The organism is uncultured Alsobacter sp. (genome assembly GCF_945952055.1).
Classification (GTDB): domain Bacteria; phylum Pseudomonadota; class Alphaproteobacteria; order Rhizobiales; family Beijerinckiaceae; genus Alsobacter.
In genome coordinates this window covers 16,862-34,873 of record NZ_CAMFHB010000027.1, presented here as the reverse complement: position 1 = coordinate 34,873, position 18,012 = coordinate 16,862, and the positions used below count along the sequence as shown (strand labels likewise).

Sequence of the window (18,012 nt, the reverse complement as noted above, 5' to 3'; positions counted from 1 at the left end):
TCCGGCCGTATCGTCGGGTCGACGGGGTGGACGCGCGGCATTTGACCCGCCCACCGTCTTCTGGCGTTCGCGGTCATGTCGCGGCAGCGATCGTCAGAGCACGAAGCCGCCATCCATCGTCAGACTGGCTCCAGTGATCGTGCCGGCCTCGGGCCCGGCCAGGTATGACACCAGTCCGGCGACCTCCGACGGCTGATTGAGGCGGCGCAGCGGAACCATGTCCCGCAGTTGGGAGATCATGTCGGACGTCATGTCGGTCTCCGTCGGACCGGGCTGGACGTTGTTGACGGTGATGCGTCGCGGGGCCAGGTCGAGCGCGACGCCCCGAACGAGCGCGGCGACCGCGGCTTTCGTCATGGCGTAGATGGCCCCGGTGGCCGTTCCCGTCCGGATGGCCGAGTTGCTTCCGATGGTGATCAGCCGGCCGCCATCGCGCATCGCGGCGGCAGAGGCCTGCAGGGCGAGGACCACGCCGCGGATGTTGACGGACAGCATGATATCGAGGTCCGCCAGCGCGAGATCCTTCAAGGCGGCGAGGCGCAGGACGCCCGCGTTGACGACCGCGACGTCGAGCGGGCCGAAGGCTTCGGTGACCGCCGTCACGGCGGCCTGGATCGCCATGGGATCGGAACTATCGGCCTGGAGTGTCATCGCGGTCCCGCCTTGCTCGCGGATGGCTGCCGCGACCTTCTCGGCTTGTCTGGGGCTGGAGACGAAGGTGAGAGCGACCCGGTAGCCATCCTTGGCCAGGCGCATGGCGATGGCGGCGCCAATGCCGCGGGAGCCGCCGAAGATGAGGGCCACGGGACGCTCGTCGCTTGAGGTGTAGGTCATGGTCGCAGGTCTCCGTTCGCCGGAGCGTCCGGCGTGGATTGGGAATGAACGGGAGGGGGCGGGCTGGCGAGTCAGGCCTTGGCCACGTCGAGGACGGCGCGGGTGAATTCGTGGGGCGCCTCCTGCGGCAGGTTGTGGCCGATGCCGCCACTCACGAGACGGTGCTCGTAGCGTCCGGTGAAGCACCGGGCGTAGGCTGACGGGTCGGGGTGCGGTGCCCCGTTCGCGTCGCCTTCCATGGTGATCGTCGGCACGCCAATGCCGGGGAAGCTCGCGAGCCTGCGCTCGACATCGTCGTAGCGCGTCTCTCCCTGCGCCAGACCGAGCCGCCAGCGGTAATTGTGGATGGAGACCGCGACGTGGTCCGGATTCTCCAGCGATGCCGCCGAGCGGGCGAAGGTTGCGTCGTCAAACCGCCACTGTGGCGAGGCGAGCTCCCAGATCAGGCGGGCGAAGTCCTTGGTGTACTTGGCGTAGCCGGCTTCGCCACGGTCCGTCGCGAAGTAGTACTGGTACCACCACTGCAACTCGGCCTTGGGCGGCAGGGGCGCACGGTTCGCCTCTTGGCTCCCGATGAGGTAGCCGCTCACCGACACGAGCCCCTTGCAGCGCTCGGGCCAGAGGGCGGCGAGGATATCGGCGGTGCGGGCACCCCAGTCGTAGCCGGCGACGACGGCCGTTGGGATCCTCAGCGCGTCCATGAAGGCCAGGATGTCGAGGGCGAGCGCTGCCTGCTGGCCATTGCGCATCGTCTCGGGCGACAGGAAGCGCGTCGTGCCGTAGCCGCGCAGGTGCGGCACGAGCACGCGGTGACCTGCGGCGGCAAGGATGGGGGCCACCTCGGCGTAGCTGTGAATGTCGTAGGGCCAGCCGTGCAGTAGCAGCACGGGCGGGCCGTCGACCGGTCCGAGCTCGACATAGCCGACGTCGAGCACGCCGGCCTGCACTTGCCGGATCGGGCCGAACGTTTTTGGGTCGGCGGCCTGGGCGTGAGCCTTGCGCGTAACGAATGGAGCCGTGGCGAGCGCCAAGGCGGCGCCGGCGATGAGGGTGCGGCGTGAGGGATCAATGGGGTCGAATGTCATGGCGGGTCTCCGGGGGTGAGAGCGGCACGGGTGGGTCGGAAGTAAGCGTCGGACCGGACGTTTGCGCAGGTGCGGCAGGCGTGTCCCAGGCACAGGGAGCAGCGCCGACCGCGAAGCCGGCCGCCAGAAGCACAAGCAGGCGCAGGACAGGGAGGAACGGCATGGCGCGATCTCCTCAGCCGAAGGTGAAGGCGTAGGCCTCCACGCCGGGATTGAGGAAGCGGATCTCGACCGTACGGGCCCGGGGTCCGTCGGCCTGCCGCACGAGCTGGTAGAGCCGTGTCTCCGTCACGGTTCCGAAGCCCTCGGCGTCGATATCGGAGCCGTGGTCCGGTCCCGGCGCATGGCCGTCCACTGTCACCTGGAAGCGGATCGGATGTCCGGACTGTCCGGCGCCGAGGACGAGATGGAGATCGCGAGCGTTGAAGCGATAGGCGACGCGGCCGTCTGCTGCTGCCGCGATGGCCCGGTCCGAGGCAATGGTCCAGGTGCCGGACAGGCCCCACCGGTTGGCGGGCAGGTCTGCGAACGAATAGACCTGCGGGCGGTCGGCGGCGACCGTCTCCCGCGAGGCGAAGCGGGTCGCCTGGGCGTAGCCGAGATAGGTTTCGTCCGAGCGCAGGTGATCCCAATCCGCGGCGGCCTGTTCGCCCGGCGCCGGCGGCGCAGCCGGCGTGGCGACCGGTTCGCGGGCCGCGCCCGCCTCGGTCAGCAAGTCCCGGATCGCCTGCTCCGTGCGGGACTCCTGTCCCTCTCCGGCCGTGCGGTAGCGGATCCGTCCCTGCGCGTCGACCAGGGCAAAGCCCGGCCAGGACTCGTTGCCGAAGGCGCGCCAGACTTTGAAGCCATTGTCGATGGCGACGGGATAGGTCAGCCCGAAGCGGGCGAGTGCACGCCGGACGTTGTTCTCATCGTGCTCGAAGGCGAACTCGGGCGTGTGCACCCCGATCACGACCAGGCCCTCGGCGGCGTAGGACTGCGCCCAGGCCCTGACGAAGGGCAGCGTGCGGATGCAATTGATGCAGGAGTAGGTCCAGAACTGGACGAGAACCACCTTGCCGCGCAGCGCCTCGGCCGTCAGGGGAGGGCCGTTCAGCCAGTCGGCGGCGCCGGCGAACGAGGGCAGGTCGCCGAGGACGGGCAGCGAGCTGCGAAAGACCTGGCTTGACGCAGGCATGGCGACCTCCCTGGCTTTGGCTGGGAGCCTCTGCAGCAGAGCGTTCTCGATCCCTGAGGAAGCCGGCGCCGGGAGCTGCGCGAGGACGGTGGCATCGAAGCCGGATGCGATGGCGAGGACTGCTGCCAAGGCGGCCACGCCGGCCACCTGCCTCAGTCGGTGCGCCACGGCGGAAGACGCGCGGAGCGCGGCGGCCAGTCGTCGGCCGACCGACACGACAACGGCCAGCGACGTGGCCGCGCCCGCGGCATAGGCTCCGGCCGCCAGACCCGTCGCCAGAGGCGAACCCGATGCGGCGCCGCCGGTGAGGACGAGCGCCAGCACCGGGCCGGCACAGGGCGCCCAGAGCAGGCCGACCGCCACGCCCGTCACCAGGGACGCCGCGATCCCGGTTCCCGCTCGTCCCGAGAGCCGGCCGCCCAGGTCCGTGAAGGGGCGCGCGGCGAGGCCCGCGAGGCGGTCCGACAGGAGCGTGGCGGCGACGATGGCCAGCACGGCGAGCCCGACGGCGCGGCCGATGTCGTGCGCCTGCGCCGCCCAGGCGGCGCCCGCAGCCGCGAGCGCCACGACCGACGCGAAGGCGGCCACAAGTCCGGCGAGGAGCGGCAACGTCCCACGCAGGACACTCTGGCCCGGACGGGCGAAGACGAACGGTACGATCGGCAAGATGCAGGGGCTCGCGATGGTGAGCACGCCGGCAAGGAAGCAGACGGCGAGAAAGGATCCGGCGGTCATCGCGAAGGCACCTTGGCCGCCGCTTCAATGATCAGAGCCGCCACGGCGGCCGGGCGGGACAGGTAGACGGCGTGGCTGGCCTTCACCTCGCGGACGGTGCTGCCGGCGCGTTTGGCCATCTCGCGCTCCAAATCCGGATTGATCGACCGGTCCTGGGTCGCCACGAGGGCCCAGCTCGGCTTCGACTTCCATGCCGGCTCGCCGGCCTCCTGCGTGAAGGCGACCTTCGCGGCGAACACCTGCGAGCGCGCCATGAAGGCCGCCTCGGCCTTGGGCAGGTCGGCGGCGAAGGCGGCGGGGAACTCGGCCAGGGCGAGGGAAAGGAAACCATCGTTCGTCGCCTCGATCGCATCGGGCTTCGCTCCAGTCACGGGCTTGCTGTTGGCAAGATTCGCAAGGCTCTCGCCCCGGTCGGGCTGGAACGCCGCGACGTAGACGAGGCCCGTCACCTTCGGATCGTCGCCCGCGGCGGTGACCACCATGCCGCCGTAGCTGTGCCCGACGAGGATGGTGGGGCCGTCCTGCAGGGCGAGGATCCTGCGTGTCGCGGCGACGTCGTCGTCGAGCGAGGTCAGCGGCTGCTGCACGATACTGACATGCAGGCCTTTGGCCGTCAGGAGGTCGGAGACCTTGCGCCAGCCCGATCCGTCGGCGAACGCGCCGTGGACAATCACGACGTTGCGGACGGGGTCGGCCCAGGCCGCGGAAGGCGTCGCCGACGCCGCGAGGGCGAGGAGGGCATAGAGGACATTGGATCGGTTCATGGCAGGGGCCTCTGCACGGTCTCAACGCCCGACCGCGCGGCGGTCGGCGAGAACGATTGCGACATCAATGTTGCCGCGGGTCGCCTTGGAGTACGGGCAGGTCTCGTGCGCGGCGTCGACGAGCGCCTGGGCCGTTGCGGGATCGAGGCCGGGCAGCGAAACGGTCAGGCGGGCCGACAGGAAGTACCCCTCGCCGCCCTGGTTCAGGCTGACCTCGGCGTCGATGGCGAGATCGGCCGGGGATGTGATCTTCATGCGGCGGGCCGCGATGGCGATAGCGCCCTCGAAGCAGGCGGACCACCCTGCTGCGAAGAGCTGTTCGGGATTAGTGCCCAACCCGGGTCCGCCCGGCACGGACAGCGCGATGTCAAGCCTGCCATCCGAGCTGCGGGCTGATCCCTTGTCGCGGCCGCCCGTCGTGTGGACCTGGCCGGTGTAGAGCACCTTGGCGTCCGAAGTCATGGGTGTGTCTCCTGGTCGATGGTCAGCGAAGGGCGAAAGCTGACGTCCCGTCGTCGTACCGGCGGCGATGCCTGCAAGCCCGTTAGCGTTCGTGAGCCGCTGTCAGCGCTCACCAGCCGATGCGAACCCGCACGTGGCGCGTGGCGAGCACGGCGCCAAATGGATAGTCTTGGATCTGACAAGCGAACGAGGTCATGCCGGAGCTGCCTTCCCCCGAGGCCGATGTGCTCTCCTTTGGGCCGTTCACCCTCAAGCCGAGGGAACGGCTGCTGCTGCGCGGCGCCGAGACGGTCGACGTGGGAGCGCGCGCCTTCGATATCCTCGCCACTCTGGCGGCCAGCCCGAACGAAGCCGTCGGGAAGAACGAGCTCCTGGCGCGCGTCTGGCCGGACATGACGGTGGGCGAAGGCAGCCTGCGCTTTCACATGGCCAACCTGCGCAAGGCGCTCGGCGACGGGAGAGACGGGGCGCGCTACATCACGACGTTGCCGGGCCGCGGCTACTGCTTCGTCGCGAGTGTCGTCCGCGAGACCGAGGCCCCACGGCACGCGATCACACCTGTGCGCCAGCAGACCAACATGCCCAACCGGCCCATGCTGGTCCTCGGGCGTGAGGACGACAGCCGGGTCGTCCGGCACATGCTGACGACGCGACGCTTCGTGACCGTGGTCGGACCGGGGGGTGTCGGCAAGTCGACGCTCGCGCTGGACGTGGCCCACGATCTCGCGTCGACCTTCGACGGAGCCATCCTCTTCGTGGACCTCAGCATGCTTGGGACGCCCGATCTGGTCACGGTGACGGTGGCGTCCATGCTCGGCGTGCAAGGCGATGCGGAGGACAGAGCCGGCGCTGTCATCGAGGCGCTCCGGAGCGGGCCGTCTCTCCTGATCCTGGATACCTGCGAGCACGTCATCGACACCGTCGCCGCGCTGGCCGGGCGGCTGTTCACCGAGGTTCCGGAGGTGCTCATTCTGGCGACGAGCCGGGAAGCCCTGCAGGTCGAGGGTGAGCAGGTATATCGGCTGGCGCCGCTCGCCTGTCCGGACGATGACACGCCCCTCACGGGCGATGACATCTGTCGCTCCCCGGCGACACGGCTCTTCGCGGAGCGAGCGGTCTCATCGGGTGTCAGGCTCGAAGCAGACGACGCTGGGGCGGCCCTGATCGCCGACATCTGCCGCAGGCTCGACGGAATGCCGCTCGCGATCGAGCTCGCGGCGAGACGGGTTGAGGCCTTCGGCCTGGAGACGACGGCGGCCCTGCTTCGGGAACGACTGGCTCTCACCTGGACTGGCGCCCGCGATGCGCCGGCACGCCAGCGCACCCTGCATGCCACGCTCGACTGGAGCTTCGGGCTGCTCTCGGAGCAGGACAGGACCGTGCTGCGCCGCCTCGCCGTCTTTGTCGGCAGCTTCACCATCGACGCCGCGCTGGCCGTGTGTACAGACGAAGAGCTGGACGCGGAGGCTCTCTTTCAGTCGCTCGACAGCCTCGTGGCGAAGTCGATGGTGGCGGCCCGGCCCGTCGGCGCCATGGTGCGCTACCGGCTCCTCGACACGACGCGCGCCTACATGGACGAGACGCCTGCGCCCGACGCCGACAGGTCCGCTCTGGCGACAAGGCACGCCCGGCATTCCCTGGCCTGGCTGGAGGAAACCGGCGCCGAGTGGTCGCGCCTGTCGAACGTGGCGGAGAGAGCGCGTCACCTTGCGGGGCTCGCCAACTTGCGCGCGGCGCTCGATTGGTGCTTCGGCGAGCATGGCGACCCCGCCCTCGGCCGACGGCTCGCGGCCAAGGCCGGCCCCGTCTTCCTCGCCATGTCGCTCTTGTCGGAGTGTCACCGCTGGACGGAGCGGGCGCTCGCCACCCTCGAGCCGGCGTCGCGTGGAACGCACGAGGAAATGCACCTGCAATCGGCCCTCGGCGTCTCCCTGATGTTCACGCGCGGCGGGACGCAAGCCGCGCTCGAGGCTCTCGTCAGAAGTCTCGACCTCGCCGACGAGGTGGGAGAACCCCTGGACCAAGTCCAGGTCCTCGGCTCGCTGCAGTTGTTCCACTTGCGGACGGGCGAGTTCCGGTCTGCGTTCAGCTACGCCGAACGCTGCGTCGCCTTGGCTGATTCTCAATCCGATTCCGTGGCAGCCGCCATGGCCCGCTCTATCCTGGGAATGTCGTTCCACTTCGCCGGCGAACACGGCCGCGCCCGGACGGAGCTGGAGGCGGCGCTGGCCGCCGGCCCGCGCTCGGAGAGGACGACAACGCTCTACCTCGGTCTCGACGGCCACGTTCTGGCCGGAGCCATCCTGGCGAGGACGCTATGGCTGCAAGGCCATCCCGACCAGGCCGTCGATCGCGCCCGCCGCACCATCGCGGAAGCCGCGACGATGGACCATGCCCTCAGCCTTTGCATCGCGCTGAGCTGGGGCATTTCCGTCTTCGACTGGGTCGGTGACCTCCACGCGCTCGAAGAGCATCTCGACCGGTTCATCTCGCGCTCGGCCCCAAATGCCTTCGCACCCTACCTGGAAGTGGGGCGGGGCTGGCGGGGCGTCCTGGCCATCCGCCGGGGCAATCCGATCGTAGGCGTCGCCATCCTCGAGGAGAGCCTCGCGAAGCTGCACGCGATGCCCTATGAGCTGCTCTCGACGCCGCTGACACTCGCGCTGATTGAGGGGCTGATGCATTCGGAGCGAAGCCCTGAGGCACGCGACCTCCTCGACCGAACGGTGGAGGACGCCGAGACGAGTGGTGATCTCTGCTCAATGCCGGAGCTCTTGCGGGTCGGTGCCCTGCTCGCGCTGCAAGACGACGAGGCTTCTCCGGACAGGGCGCTGGCCCTGTTGCAACGGTCGCTGGCTCTTGCCCGCCGGCAGGGGGCGGGCAGCTGGGAACGTCGAGCGGCATCGAGCCTTGCTGCCCTGCGGGCAGACGCTGGCTAGGCGTCTGGCGCGCGCCAGGTCTTGCCTTCGGGCGACGACGGATTTGCGTTCCGCGCAACATCACGGGCGAGGTCGACGAACGCGCGGTGATGGGCGGCGAGGTGCCGGCGTCCCGGGTAGTAGAGGCACAGGCCAGGGAAGGGCGGCGTCCAGTCTTCGAGCACACGCACGAGCCGTCCCGACGCGAAGTCGTCCGCGACGTTCCACTCCGTCAGGTAGGCGAGTCCGATCCCAGCTCGGGCCGCCTCGATCATCAGCAGGGGGTCGTCGAGGATGAGCGGCCCCGTGCCGTCGATCTCTACTTGCTCGCCGTGGTGCTCGAACTCCCATCGATAGATCCCGCCCCCAGGCATGCGGCTGCGGATGCAGGCGTGGGCGGCGAGGTCACCCGGGGCGAGCGGCCTGGGGTGCCGCTCGAAATAGGCTGGCGAGCCGACGACAGCGAAGCGTTGCTGCGGCCCGAGCGGGACGGCGATCATGTCCCGAGGCACGGCCTCGGCCAGCCGAACCCCAAGGTCAAAGCCTTCGAGCACGATATCGACCAGCTTGCCCTCGGTAACGATGTCGATGGTCACCCGGGGAAAGCGCCGGACATACTCGAGGACGACCGGCGCCATGATCTGCCGCGCCGCGCCCGACGAGGCATTGATCCTCAGCGTCCCCGACGGCTCGGCCTGGTGGTCGCCCAGGCGCTCCATGGCTTCGCGGATGTCGCGCAGCGCGGGCCCCGTCTCGGCGACGAACCGCTCGCCGGCCTCAGTCAGCGCCACGCTGCGCGTGGTGCGGTGGAACAGACGAGCGCCCAGGCGGCTCTCCAGCACCGCGACCATGTGGCTGAGAGCGGACCGGGAGATTCCGATCTGCGTCGCCGCGGAGCGGAAGTTGCGGTGTCGCGCCACCGCCTGCACGGCTTCGAGTTCCGTCAGCCCTGTGGTCTGCATTGTCCCGTTTCACTCACCAGAGCATGCCAGATTGTCCGACTAATCGAACTTATAGGGGCGGGTTATCTGAGGAGCAATGCCACTCATCAGGGAGCGACCCGTGAACACGATCGAAAGGATCTTCATCGACGGCCAGTTCGTTCTTCCGCACGGAACCGAACTGTTCCCGCTCCACAATCCCGCGACGGGAGCGGTCATCGGACATGTGCGTCTTGCCGACGAGGAGGACGCCCGGCAGGCCATCGCCGCGGCTCGCCGCGCCTTACCCGCCTTCGCCTCCACTACCCCGGCCGAGCGTATCGCATGGCTCCGCCGCCTGCGGGACAAGGTCGCTGCCCGCCGGGACGCCTTGCTGGAAGCCGTGATCGAGGAATACGGGGCGCCGGCTTCGCGCGCGGCGTTCATGGTCGACCATTCCGTCGCCGCCTTCGATGAGGCGATCGATCTCCTGGAGACCTACCCGTTCCGCCGCCGCGTCGGCGCGTCCGAGGTGGTCATGACCCCGTCCGGAGTCGCAGGGCTGATCACGCCATGGAACAGCAATGCCGGCTTCATCTGCGGCAAGGTCGCGACGGCGCTCGCGGCGAGCTGCACCGTCGTGGTCAAGCCGAGCGAGATGAGCGCCACGCAGACGCAGGTGATCATGGAGGCGTTCCACGCCGCCGCACTTCCCCCGGGCGTCGTCAACATCGTCACGGGGCGCGGCGAGACCGTCGGAGCCGAGATTAGCCGGCATCCCGACGTCGCCAAGATCTCCTTCACGGGATCGACGGCCGTCGGCAAGGCGATCCTGCAGGCCGGTGCGGCGACGCTGAAGCGCGTCACCCTGGAACTCGGCGGCAAGTCGCCGACAATCATCCTCGACGATGCCGACCTGGAGACGGCGATCCCGCTCGCCGTCCAGGCCGCTTTCATGAACAGCGGCCAGGCCTGCGTCGCCGGTACGCGCCTCCTGACGCCTCGCAGCCGCCTGGCCGAGATCGAGCAGCGGGCTAGCAAAGCCGTGTCGGCCGTGCAGGTCGGGGATCCCCGCCACCCGAAGACGACGGTCGGCCCGATGGTCAGCGAGCGCCAGTGGGAGCGCGTGCAGCGCTATATCCGTCTCGGGATCGAGGAGGGCGCCCGCCTCCTCGCCGGCGGGTTGGGTCGTCCTGAAGGACTGACGGGATGGTTCGTGCGTCCCACGCTCTTCGGCGGAGTGACCAACGACATGACGATCGCGCGGGAGGAGATCTTCGGCCCGGTTCTCTCGCTCATCGCTTACGAGAACGAGGACGACGCCGTCCGTATCGCCAACGACACGGTCTATGGCCTCCAAGCCTATGTCTTGTCGGGCGACCAAGCGCGGGGGGAACGTGTCGCCGAGCGGCTGGAGGCAGGCCGCGTCCTCGTCAACACGCTTGCCCATGATCCGAAGGCGCCGTTCGGCGGCTTCAAGCAATCCGGTCTCGGCCGGGAATACGGCACGTTCGGGCTTGAGGCGTACCTGGAGCCGAAGTCGCTCATCGGTACGCTGCCATGAGACGGAAGGCAGACCCCTGTGAGGTGGCGAAACCAGAGTGGCGAAGATTAAGCCGGGCCTCAGTCCACCTACCCTCGGAGCAGACGAGACCCCGTCGAACGTCAGCTTTCCGGTGAGGGGTTGGAGTCCGCTCATGGCGCATTTGAGAACCTCACGGACGTGAAACCAAGCGCGACAGGAACGGCCACTCCATCCTCTGGATCATGTCGTCGAGCTCACGGATCGGAACGACACGTGCACGGCGCTTCTCTCCGTAGACACCCGTCATTCCGGACTCAGCGTGTCCCATGAGCATCTTCTTGAGATCCTGCGATGCCGTGAGCCTGCCGATCTGATCCTGGAAGAAGTGCCGGAAGGAGTAGAACGTCACTTCGTCCTCAAGGCCGATTTCGTCCGATTGGAAGCTCGACCAGAACGAGGAGAAGTTCCCGCAAACGCGGTCCAGATCGGCGTCACTTTCCATGGCGGACCAAAGGAACCGTCGGCTTTTTGCCTTGGCTTTACTGACGAGATCGAGAAGCCCCAGGCCAATCAAGTCCTTCCTGATTGGCATCCAACGCTTGCGTGCCAGCGTCTTCATCGTTCGCCCGTTGGCGTTCGTGACCTCGAAGCAGAGGATGTCGGCGTCCTCCGGATGCGGGATCACCGTGTCGGGTCCAAGCTGCGCGATCTCCGTCGGGATCATGCCGTGGCAGCACGCAATGAGAGGAAACCAGAACTGGATTTCCTGTCCTGCCTTCGCGGAGGTGATGAACTTTCGCTCGGTGAAGATCGGGTGGGCGAAGATGCGATCGAGGTGCTCGTGCGTGTAGGGGTGTCGCGTGCTCTCTGCCGTGGCTACGGTCAGGAGAAGTCCGTCTCCGATGTTGGGCACGCGCGCGTTGATGAGGCTCGCCGCCCCGAGCAGACTGCTGAGGATCAAAATTTTCTTATTGATGGAAGGTCGCTGCAGATGACCCGCATCGAGGTGCGCACGAAAGGCGATGACCGCCTCGCGCGTCACATGCCCCAGATCTAAAATTCCGGAGTGGTCCTTGAACTGTGCGATCGCGGCCCGCATCTCCGTCAGGTAGTTCTTATGGATTGCGCGCTTCGTCTTCGTGCGCTCCTGGGTCCAGGCCTGCATTGCATCGTCCCAGGTGAGGTTCAGCGGACTGCCCACCGGCGCCGGCAGGCTCGGCGAACTGGCCGCGGCAGGCCTGTCGATCCGCCAAGGACCGTCCACGTCATCCGGGTGGTGATTTCCGAAACCGCCCTTCCGTCCTTCGCGATCCTTGAACAGCTTGAGGTACCGGAGCTCTGCGGCGAGGCATTCAGCCATGAAACGTGTGAAAGACGGGGTGGCGCTCGTCAGTTGAACTCCGAGCCGACCAACATAGGCCTGCACGTAGTTCCTCTCGGTGGCTATGTAGCCCTCGACCGTGATGGAGTTCAGCAAGCGTGCCCGATCGAGGTGTCTCCGAACAGCCGCATCTTCGCGCCAAGGAATGTGTGCAGGATCCCTTTCGGGGCCGAGTGCGGAGCCAGGAAGGTTCTTGAGGCGCTCCTGCCAATCTTCCTCGGCCAAGGTTCGTTCGAACCACTCGACGACCGCTTTCCAATCGGACCAGGTCCAATGGATGGTGAGCACCGAGGCGACGCTGCCGTTCTCGCTCGCCCGACCTCCCCGCAATCGCAGCCGCTCGAATTCGGAATCGACCTGCCTGTCCAGCGCGACCGCGAGCTCGCGCGCCGTCCGCTTGTCGGAGGTCTGCAAGGATTGGCGGACGAGTTTCTTCCCGAACGCCTTTACGAGATCCAGAGGCACGCGCCGGTGGTAATGATATACCCCACCGCGAAGGATGAGATGGTTGGCGACAGACATGAGTTTTAGAGTCCCGGTCTCACGCGATGTCTCACACCGGTCTCACACCGGAGTAAGGATTCTGGGCCGGAATTCGTGAAAGAATCAAAGACTCTAGCGGTTTACCGATCCTTGCCGAGAGGCGGGGGCAAGGAATGGCGCTCCCATGGGGAATCGAACCCCAGTTTTCGCCGTGAGAGGGCGGAAAATATGGGTATAGGCGGTCTTATTCCATCCTGCGGAGTGTCGAAATATCAATGGTTTACAGCGTTTCACAGCTAGCCTTGTCCATCGGCGTACAGCGAGGTATATTTGATAGATATTTGACGAGCTGGATGGCGCTCATGGCCAACGTCCTCAAGGAAGCGCCTCTGACCACCAGGTCCGCTCGCGCCAAGCTGTCCGAAGGGACGCACTGGCGATCCATCGACCCTGACACCCATCTCGGCTATCGCAAAGCCCCGCGTGGCGGGCGCTGGTTGGTCCGCTGGTATGTCGGTGCCCAAGCCTATCGCCAGGCTACCCTGGCCAAGGCGGATGACGTCTTCGACGCCGATGGTGTCGAGACATTGGACTTCGCCCAAGCATCTGCGGCCGCTCGAACTCACGTATCTCAGGTCCGTGCAGATGTGCGTGCGGAAACGGCAGGACCGCCCGTAAGCGTGCGTTCGGCCATCGAGGCTTACTGCGATGTCAGGGAGGCCAGAGAACGGGCGCAGCGAGGCGAGAAGGGATTGAAGCGTGACGCCCGGTCGCGGCTTGCCCTCTACGTGCTCTCGACGGTGCTGGCAGACGTTCCCCTGCATAGGCTGGACGAAGAAGCGCTGCAGGCGTGGCGCAATGCGCTCCCTGCCTCGCTGGCGGCCTCGTCGGTTCGCCGTCTGGTGAATGACTTCAAGGCAGCCCTGAACACCGCGGCCAGGACGCACCGGTCACGGATGCCGCCTGAGCTTGCCGGCGTCATCCGACATGGTCTCTCCACCGACGCGCCGGCGCGCTCAGAGGCTCGGAAGCAGATCCTGCCGGACGCCGATGTTCGACGGATCATCACGGCCGCGTGGGAGATCGATGAGGCGCGCGGCTTCGAAGGCGACCTCGCCCGTCTGGTGCTCGTGCTCGCCGCCACTGGTGCCCGGTTCTCGCAGGTCGCTGGAATGTTCGTGAGCGATGTGCAGGCGGCCGAGAAAAGGTTGATGGTGCCCACATCGAAGAAGGGGCGTGGCACCAAGCGCACGGGCACAATCGCGGTGCGCGTAGGCGAGGATGTCATTGAGGCTTTGCGGCCTGCCACGGCCGGCCGAAAGGGGCCGGCGCCGCTGCTGGAGCGTTGGCGGAGCATCCAGGTCAAAGGGGCAACGTGGGAGCGCGATCGACGTGGCCCTTGGGTCAACGCGAGTGAGCTGACAAGACCGTGGGCCGAGATCATCAAGAAAGCGGGCCTGCCAACTGACACCGTTCCCTATGCGCTACGCCACTCGTCAATTGTACGCGGCTTGCGCGCCGGCCTTCCGGTCCGCCTGGTCGCCGCGCTCCACGACACGTCATCCGCGATGATCGAGGCGCACTACGCGGCGTACATCGTAGACGCTCTCGGCGAGCTCGCCGCGATGGCCGTTGTCCCCCTCACAACGTCGCCAGCTTCCGTCACCGCGATCAGCAGGCCGCGCAAGAAGACTTGAGGTAGGTCGCGGTTGCCCCTTGGCCGCCAACCCTGAATCCGACGGGATGTGCACACCCGGCTCACCGTGCAAGGACCCGACGGCAAACCCACAGGATCTGAAAATGCTGCACTTGAAGCTCACGGCGGCGCTTGTCTCCGCAATCGGTATTGGCGCATGCGCTCGAACGTCGGTCATGCCCATCGCAGCCGACACGGTCCAAATCCGTTCTCGAGCCGCGCTGGCCTGCGGTCCCGAAGGCGCACAGAAGGTCGCTTTCCGGCAGGCAGCAGTCGAGACCATCAGGCGGGGCTACGACAGGTTCCTGATCATCGACGCAGCCTCCTCAACGAGCCGGTCAGTGGTGGGAACGACCCCTGTGGTTGCGTCGTCCACGGGGTCGGCGACAGCCACCTCGTTTGGCAACCAGGTTTACGCGACAGGTCAGTCGCGGACGGTCTTTCAGGGAGGCGACCCAATTGTCATGGGCTCGCACAACCAGGGGTTGATGGTGCGAATGTTCAAGGACGGCGATCCGTCAGGGGCGAACGCACTATCTGCGCGCGCCGAGTTGGGGCCAGACTGGGCGGGGGCAGTTGAGAGCACCCAAGCGACATGCCTCTAGCCTCGATCGGATGTGCGACGGCAAATTGCTGATTGGAACGACAAGCGCCCGCCTGAACACATCAGGCGGGCGCTAGGCCAATCACGCTGCGGCTCGAGCGAAAAGTGCTCGAGGAATGATCGCAGCGCCTCAATCCATCCGAGACCGTAGCGCGAGACGGTTGCCGAACTGTTGCAGCGACCGCGGGCCAAACGAACAGGGCCACCCTCGGGCGGCCCTGCCGGCGATCGCGGTGGAAATCCTTGGTTGGCGTGAGGACGATGGGTCAGTTCTTGGCGGGCGCGATGTTGCGGGCCATGGCGATCATCAGCCGCGCGATGCTCTCCTCGGCTATGCCGGACGAGTGCGAGACGCGCAGGACTGTCATCGACAGCTCCGCCTCGACTTCACTAGGCAACGGGCTCAGCTGGGTGAGCACGGTCCGGGCGGCGTCGGAGAGCTGCGCGGGAGCGGAGGCGGTGGTAATCTCTGCGTACGACATGATCGAACTCCTTCCGTTCGGTTGCGTCCAGGGCCGCAGGGCGTGACAGCGCCTTTGCGGCCCGACAATTATGTGATATCCCGAATTCATGGACACGTCAATTCAGGATATCCCAAAAAAGCGCGGGCGCGGTCGTCCCCCAACAACGGGCCGAGGTGAGGGCGTCCTCGTCCGCCTCCATCCGCCCCAACTCGCCGACCTCGACGCGTGGATCGCCGAACATCCCGAACCCCGCCCGTCACGCCCCGAAGCGATCCGAGCACTCGTCGAAGCTGCTCTCAGCCGACGGACGCGCAAGCCGTGAGCACACCCTCGCGGCAGCGGCGGCGCGGGGCCCCCTCGCGCCGACCACCCTCCAGCGAGCGGTACTGTGTCCCTTGGGTCCCGATCCAAGTCGGGCCGGAGTCCCGTTCCTCGGGAAATAAATCAACATACCCCCTCCCTCGGGTCCCATCCGGCCGTGCGTTGGGTCCCATCTGCAAGTCGGGGCCCACTTTCAGGCTGTGCACACGAAGTCGCGCGGGCCTGGCAGGGGCCCCAGCTGGCGCGCTGGGTCCCATTTCTGCAAGCGGTGGTAGGCTATGGTCAGGATGGTGAAGCCACCGCCTCCCGAGCCCGCCCACATCCAGGTCACCATGACGCCTGAGGACGTGAGGGCGGCCCGCTTCGCCCTGGGTAAGCTGTGGGGTATGGGTCGCGCATTGAAGCACACGGAGTTCTCACGGGTGCTCGGCTACGCGCCAACCAGGGCGCAGGCGGCCACCTCTCGATGGGAGCATGGAAAGAGGTCGCCACCACCGGCCGCGGTGATCGCCATCAACATGATGCTGGAAGGCGCCCGCCCGCCCGGACTCGAGCGGGAACTCGATCTCTGATCGCCGTCAGTGCGCTCGAAGGACCGACACGAGGTCGAGCATCTCGCAGAAACCGAGATGGCCTACCAGGCAGAACCAACGGTCGCTCAACCCACTCATGGTTCGGCAAGCGTACCGCTCATGTTGTTGGGCTAAGCCGCTGACGAGGGTTACAACCGGGCGGTCCGTTACCTACGGTTTGCGGACGCGTGAGAGCAGCCGCGCCGGCTCAAGCAGGTAAGCGTGCGCCCGGATGTCGAAGAACGCGTAGGGAGCGACGCCAGACTGGCTGCTGCCCAGCACGTCACCCTCTCCGCGCAGCCGCAAGTCCTCCTCGGCGATCTCGAAACCGTCCTCGGTGCGCCGCATGGTGTCGATGCGGGCGCGGGCCACCTCGCCGAGCCCTGCCTTGAACAGCAGCAGGCACGTCGACTTGCCGCTGCCGCGGCCGACCCGGCCGCGCAGCTGGTGCAGCTGGGCGAGCCCGAAGCGCTCGGCGTGCTCGATGACCATGACGGTCGCCTGGGGCACGTCCACACCCACCTCGATCACGGTGGTGGTGACCAGTATGTCGGTGTCGCCGCGGGCGAAGGCGGCCATGGCGGTGTCCTTGTCGCGGCCCGACATCTTGCCGTGCAGCAGGCCGACCTTCTCACCGAAGACCTTCCGGAGTGCCTCGTACCGGTCCGATACAGCTGCCACGTCCTGCGTCCCGGATGCGTTCACCAGCGGGCACACCCAGAACACCCTGGCGCCGCCGGCAACGGCCCGGCCCAAGGCGGTGACGACCTCGTCGATGCGGTCGAGAGGTATGGCGCACGTGTCGACGGGTTGCCGGCTGGGCGGTTTCCCACGCAGAGCCGAAACGTCCACATCTCCGAACGTGGCCATGACGAGCGTGCGCGGAATCGGCGTCGCTGTCATCCCGAGCAGGTCGACAGCATCGCCCTTCTGCGACAAAGCTTGGCGCTCTTGCACGCCGAAGCGGTGCTGCTCATCTACGACGGCGAGCGCGAGGTTGGTGAAGGTCACGTCGGCTTGTAGGAGCGTGTGCGTGCCGATGGCGATGTCGACGGCGCCGTCGGCCAGGGCCGAAAGCAACCTCTCGCGCGCCTCGCCCTTCTCGCGCCCTGTGAGCAGGGCGACACGAAGGCCCGCAGCCGCCGCGAACGGCTTGAGGCGTTCGTAGTGCTGGCGGGCCAGAATCTCGGTCGGCGCCATCAGTGCCGCCTGGCGCCCGGCCTCCGCCACCGTCGCCATGGCGAGCAAGGCGACCACCGTCTTGCCGGATCCGACGTCGCCGATCAGTAGGCGCTTCATGCGGTTGGGGGAGGCGAGGTCAGCGCGGATTTCAGCGAACGCATTCACCTGATGGTCTGTTAACTCAAAGCCTAGCGTCCGTACGATGGCGATGACGGCCCGCTCGTCGCCGACGGTGGAGCGCCCGCGGGCTACGACCCGCGGGCCCGCCGCCACGATTCGGGCCGCGAGCTCGTCCAGCGCCAGTCGCTCAACCGCGGCTGGGTCCGCCACCTCCGCGAGGGACCGTGGCCGGTGCAGGCGGCGCAGCGCCTCGATCCGGGGCAGGAAACCGTGCCGGAGCTCGGGGGGGAGGTCGTCCGCCTCGTTCGTGACCGCGGCCAACAAAGTGACCATCGCTGCATGCATCAGCGGCGTGTCCGATGCCTTCACGCGGTTGTAGAGAGGAACCACGGCCGGCGGCGGGAAAGGCCAGATCACCGGCCGACGGATACGCAGAACGTCGCCACTGCAATCCAGCGCTCCGGACAGCCAGATGCCATTGCCTGAACCGGAAGGCCGGATGGCGGACACCGGCGTCTTCAGAAACCTTGCTATCACAGGCCTGCCTGCGGGCCCGATTGCCTCCATCAAGGCGTCGACAGAACCGGGTCCAAAGAGCCCGGGCACCTGGCTGACCCGCACATTCTCGACGCGGAGCGCGACCTCCGCGCTGTGCTCGAGTGCGGACTGAACCACTCGAAAGTCCTTCGGGCGACCGAGCAGCGCATCGCGCACCGTCACTTGCTTGGGGTCTGCGTCCCGGCCCGCCGTCGACTTCGCGACGACGCGC

General features: G+C 67.2%; 13 protein-coding genes. 4 read left to right on the top strand and 9 right to left on the bottom strand.

The features are described 5' to 3' along the window. Positions 1-93 precede the first annotated feature (93 nt). From Q0Q47_RS19050 to Q0Q47_RS19030, 5 genes are all read right to left on the bottom strand, one after another. On the bottom strand, positions 94-834 hold the full coding sequence (locus Q0Q47_RS19050; RefSeq protein WP_293863267.1) for an SDR family oxidoreductase: 741 nt from the start codon (positions 832-834) through the stop codon (positions 94-96). A gap of 71 nt (positions 835-905) precedes the next feature. After that, on the bottom strand, positions 906-1,919 hold the full coding sequence (locus Q0Q47_RS19045; protein ID WP_293863265.1) for an alpha/beta hydrolase: 1,014 nt from the start codon (positions 1,917-1,919) through the stop codon (positions 906-908). 175 nt (positions 1,920-2,094) lie between these two features. Then, the gene (locus Q0Q47_RS19040; RefSeq protein ID WP_293863263.1) at positions 2,095-3,831 is read right to left on the bottom strand and encodes a cytochrome c biogenesis protein DipZ; all 1,737 of its coding nucleotides are present in this window, start codon (positions 3,829-3,831) and stop codon (positions 2,095-2,097) included. Then, complete coding sequence (locus tag Q0Q47_RS19035) at positions 3,828-4,595, bottom strand: alpha/beta hydrolase (RefSeq protein ID WP_293863261.1); 768 nt, start codon at positions 4,593-4,595, stop codon at positions 3,828-3,830. Before Q0Q47_RS19035 ends, Q0Q47_RS19040 begins: the two co-directional genes overlap by 4 nt. A 21-nt stretch (positions 4,596-4,616) precedes the next feature. Continuing rightward, positions 4,617-5,057 carry an organic hydroperoxide resistance protein gene (locus tag Q0Q47_RS19030; protein ID WP_293863259.1) on the bottom strand — a complete coding sequence of 147 codons (441 nt, stop codon included), beginning with the start codon at positions 5,055-5,057 and terminating at the stop codon, positions 4,617-4,619. A gap of 194 nt (positions 5,058-5,251) precedes the next feature. Between Q0Q47_RS19030 and Q0Q47_RS19025 the strand changes: the two genes are divergently transcribed. Continuing rightward, positions 5,252-7,996 carry a winged helix-turn-helix domain-containing protein gene (locus Q0Q47_RS19025; RefSeq protein ID WP_293863257.1) on the top strand — a complete coding sequence of 915 codons (2,745 nt, stop codon included), beginning with the start codon at positions 5,252-5,254 and terminating at the stop codon, positions 7,994-7,996. On the opposite strand, the gene Q0Q47_RS19020 is transcribed toward Q0Q47_RS19025, so the two are convergent. Further along, complete coding sequence (locus Q0Q47_RS19020; RefSeq protein WP_293863255.1) at positions 7,993-8,937, bottom strand: LysR family transcriptional regulator; 945 nt, start codon at positions 8,935-8,937, stop codon at positions 7,993-7,995. The two genes, Q0Q47_RS19025 and Q0Q47_RS19020, sit on opposite strands and share 4 nt — an antisense overlap. Before the next feature lie 100 nt (positions 8,938-9,037). On the opposite strand from Q0Q47_RS19020, the gene Q0Q47_RS19015 reads away from it, so the two are divergent. After that, positions 9,038-10,459 carry an aldehyde dehydrogenase family protein gene (locus Q0Q47_RS19015; RefSeq protein WP_293863253.1) on the top strand — a complete coding sequence of 474 codons (1,422 nt, stop codon included), beginning with the start codon at positions 9,038-9,040 and terminating at the stop codon, positions 10,457-10,459. A 151-nt stretch (positions 10,460-10,610) separates the two neighbouring features. Here Q0Q47_RS19015 and Q0Q47_RS19010 read toward each other — a convergent pair whose 3' ends face one another. Further along, positions 10,611-12,323, bottom strand: coding sequence for a DUF6538 domain-containing protein (locus Q0Q47_RS19010; RefSeq protein WP_293863251.1), 1,713 nt, complete (start codon positions 12,321-12,323; stop codon positions 10,611-10,613). Between the two features lie 323 nt (positions 12,324-12,646). Between Q0Q47_RS19010 and Q0Q47_RS19005 the strand changes: the two genes are divergently transcribed. Continuing rightward, a complete protein-coding gene (locus tag Q0Q47_RS19005; protein ID WP_293863249.1) occupies positions 12,647-13,981 on the top strand; it encodes a site-specific integrase in 1,335 nt (444 codons plus the stop codon). An 869-nt stretch (positions 13,982-14,850) separates the two neighbouring features. Here the strand turns inward: Q0Q47_RS19005 and Q0Q47_RS19000 are convergent. Beyond that, positions 14,851-15,066: a hypothetical protein gene (locus Q0Q47_RS19000; protein ID WP_293863247.1), complete on the bottom strand. Its 216-nt coding sequence runs from the start codon at positions 15,064-15,066 to the stop codon at positions 14,851-14,853. Positions 15,067-15,647: 581 nt separating this feature from the next. On the opposite strand from Q0Q47_RS19000, the gene Q0Q47_RS18995 reads away from it, so the two are divergent. Then, a complete protein-coding gene (locus Q0Q47_RS18995; RefSeq protein WP_293863245.1) occupies positions 15,648-15,941 on the top strand; it encodes a hypothetical protein in 294 nt (97 codons plus the stop codon). 171 nt (positions 15,942-16,112) lie between these two features. Here the strand turns inward: Q0Q47_RS18995 and Q0Q47_RS18990 are convergent, their stop codons facing one another. Further along, on the bottom strand, positions 16,113-17,963 hold the full coding sequence (locus tag Q0Q47_RS18990) for an ATP-dependent DNA helicase RecG (protein ID WP_293863243.1): 1,851 nt from the start codon (positions 17,961-17,963) through the stop codon (positions 16,113-16,115). Positions 17,964-18,012 lie beyond the last annotated feature (49 nt).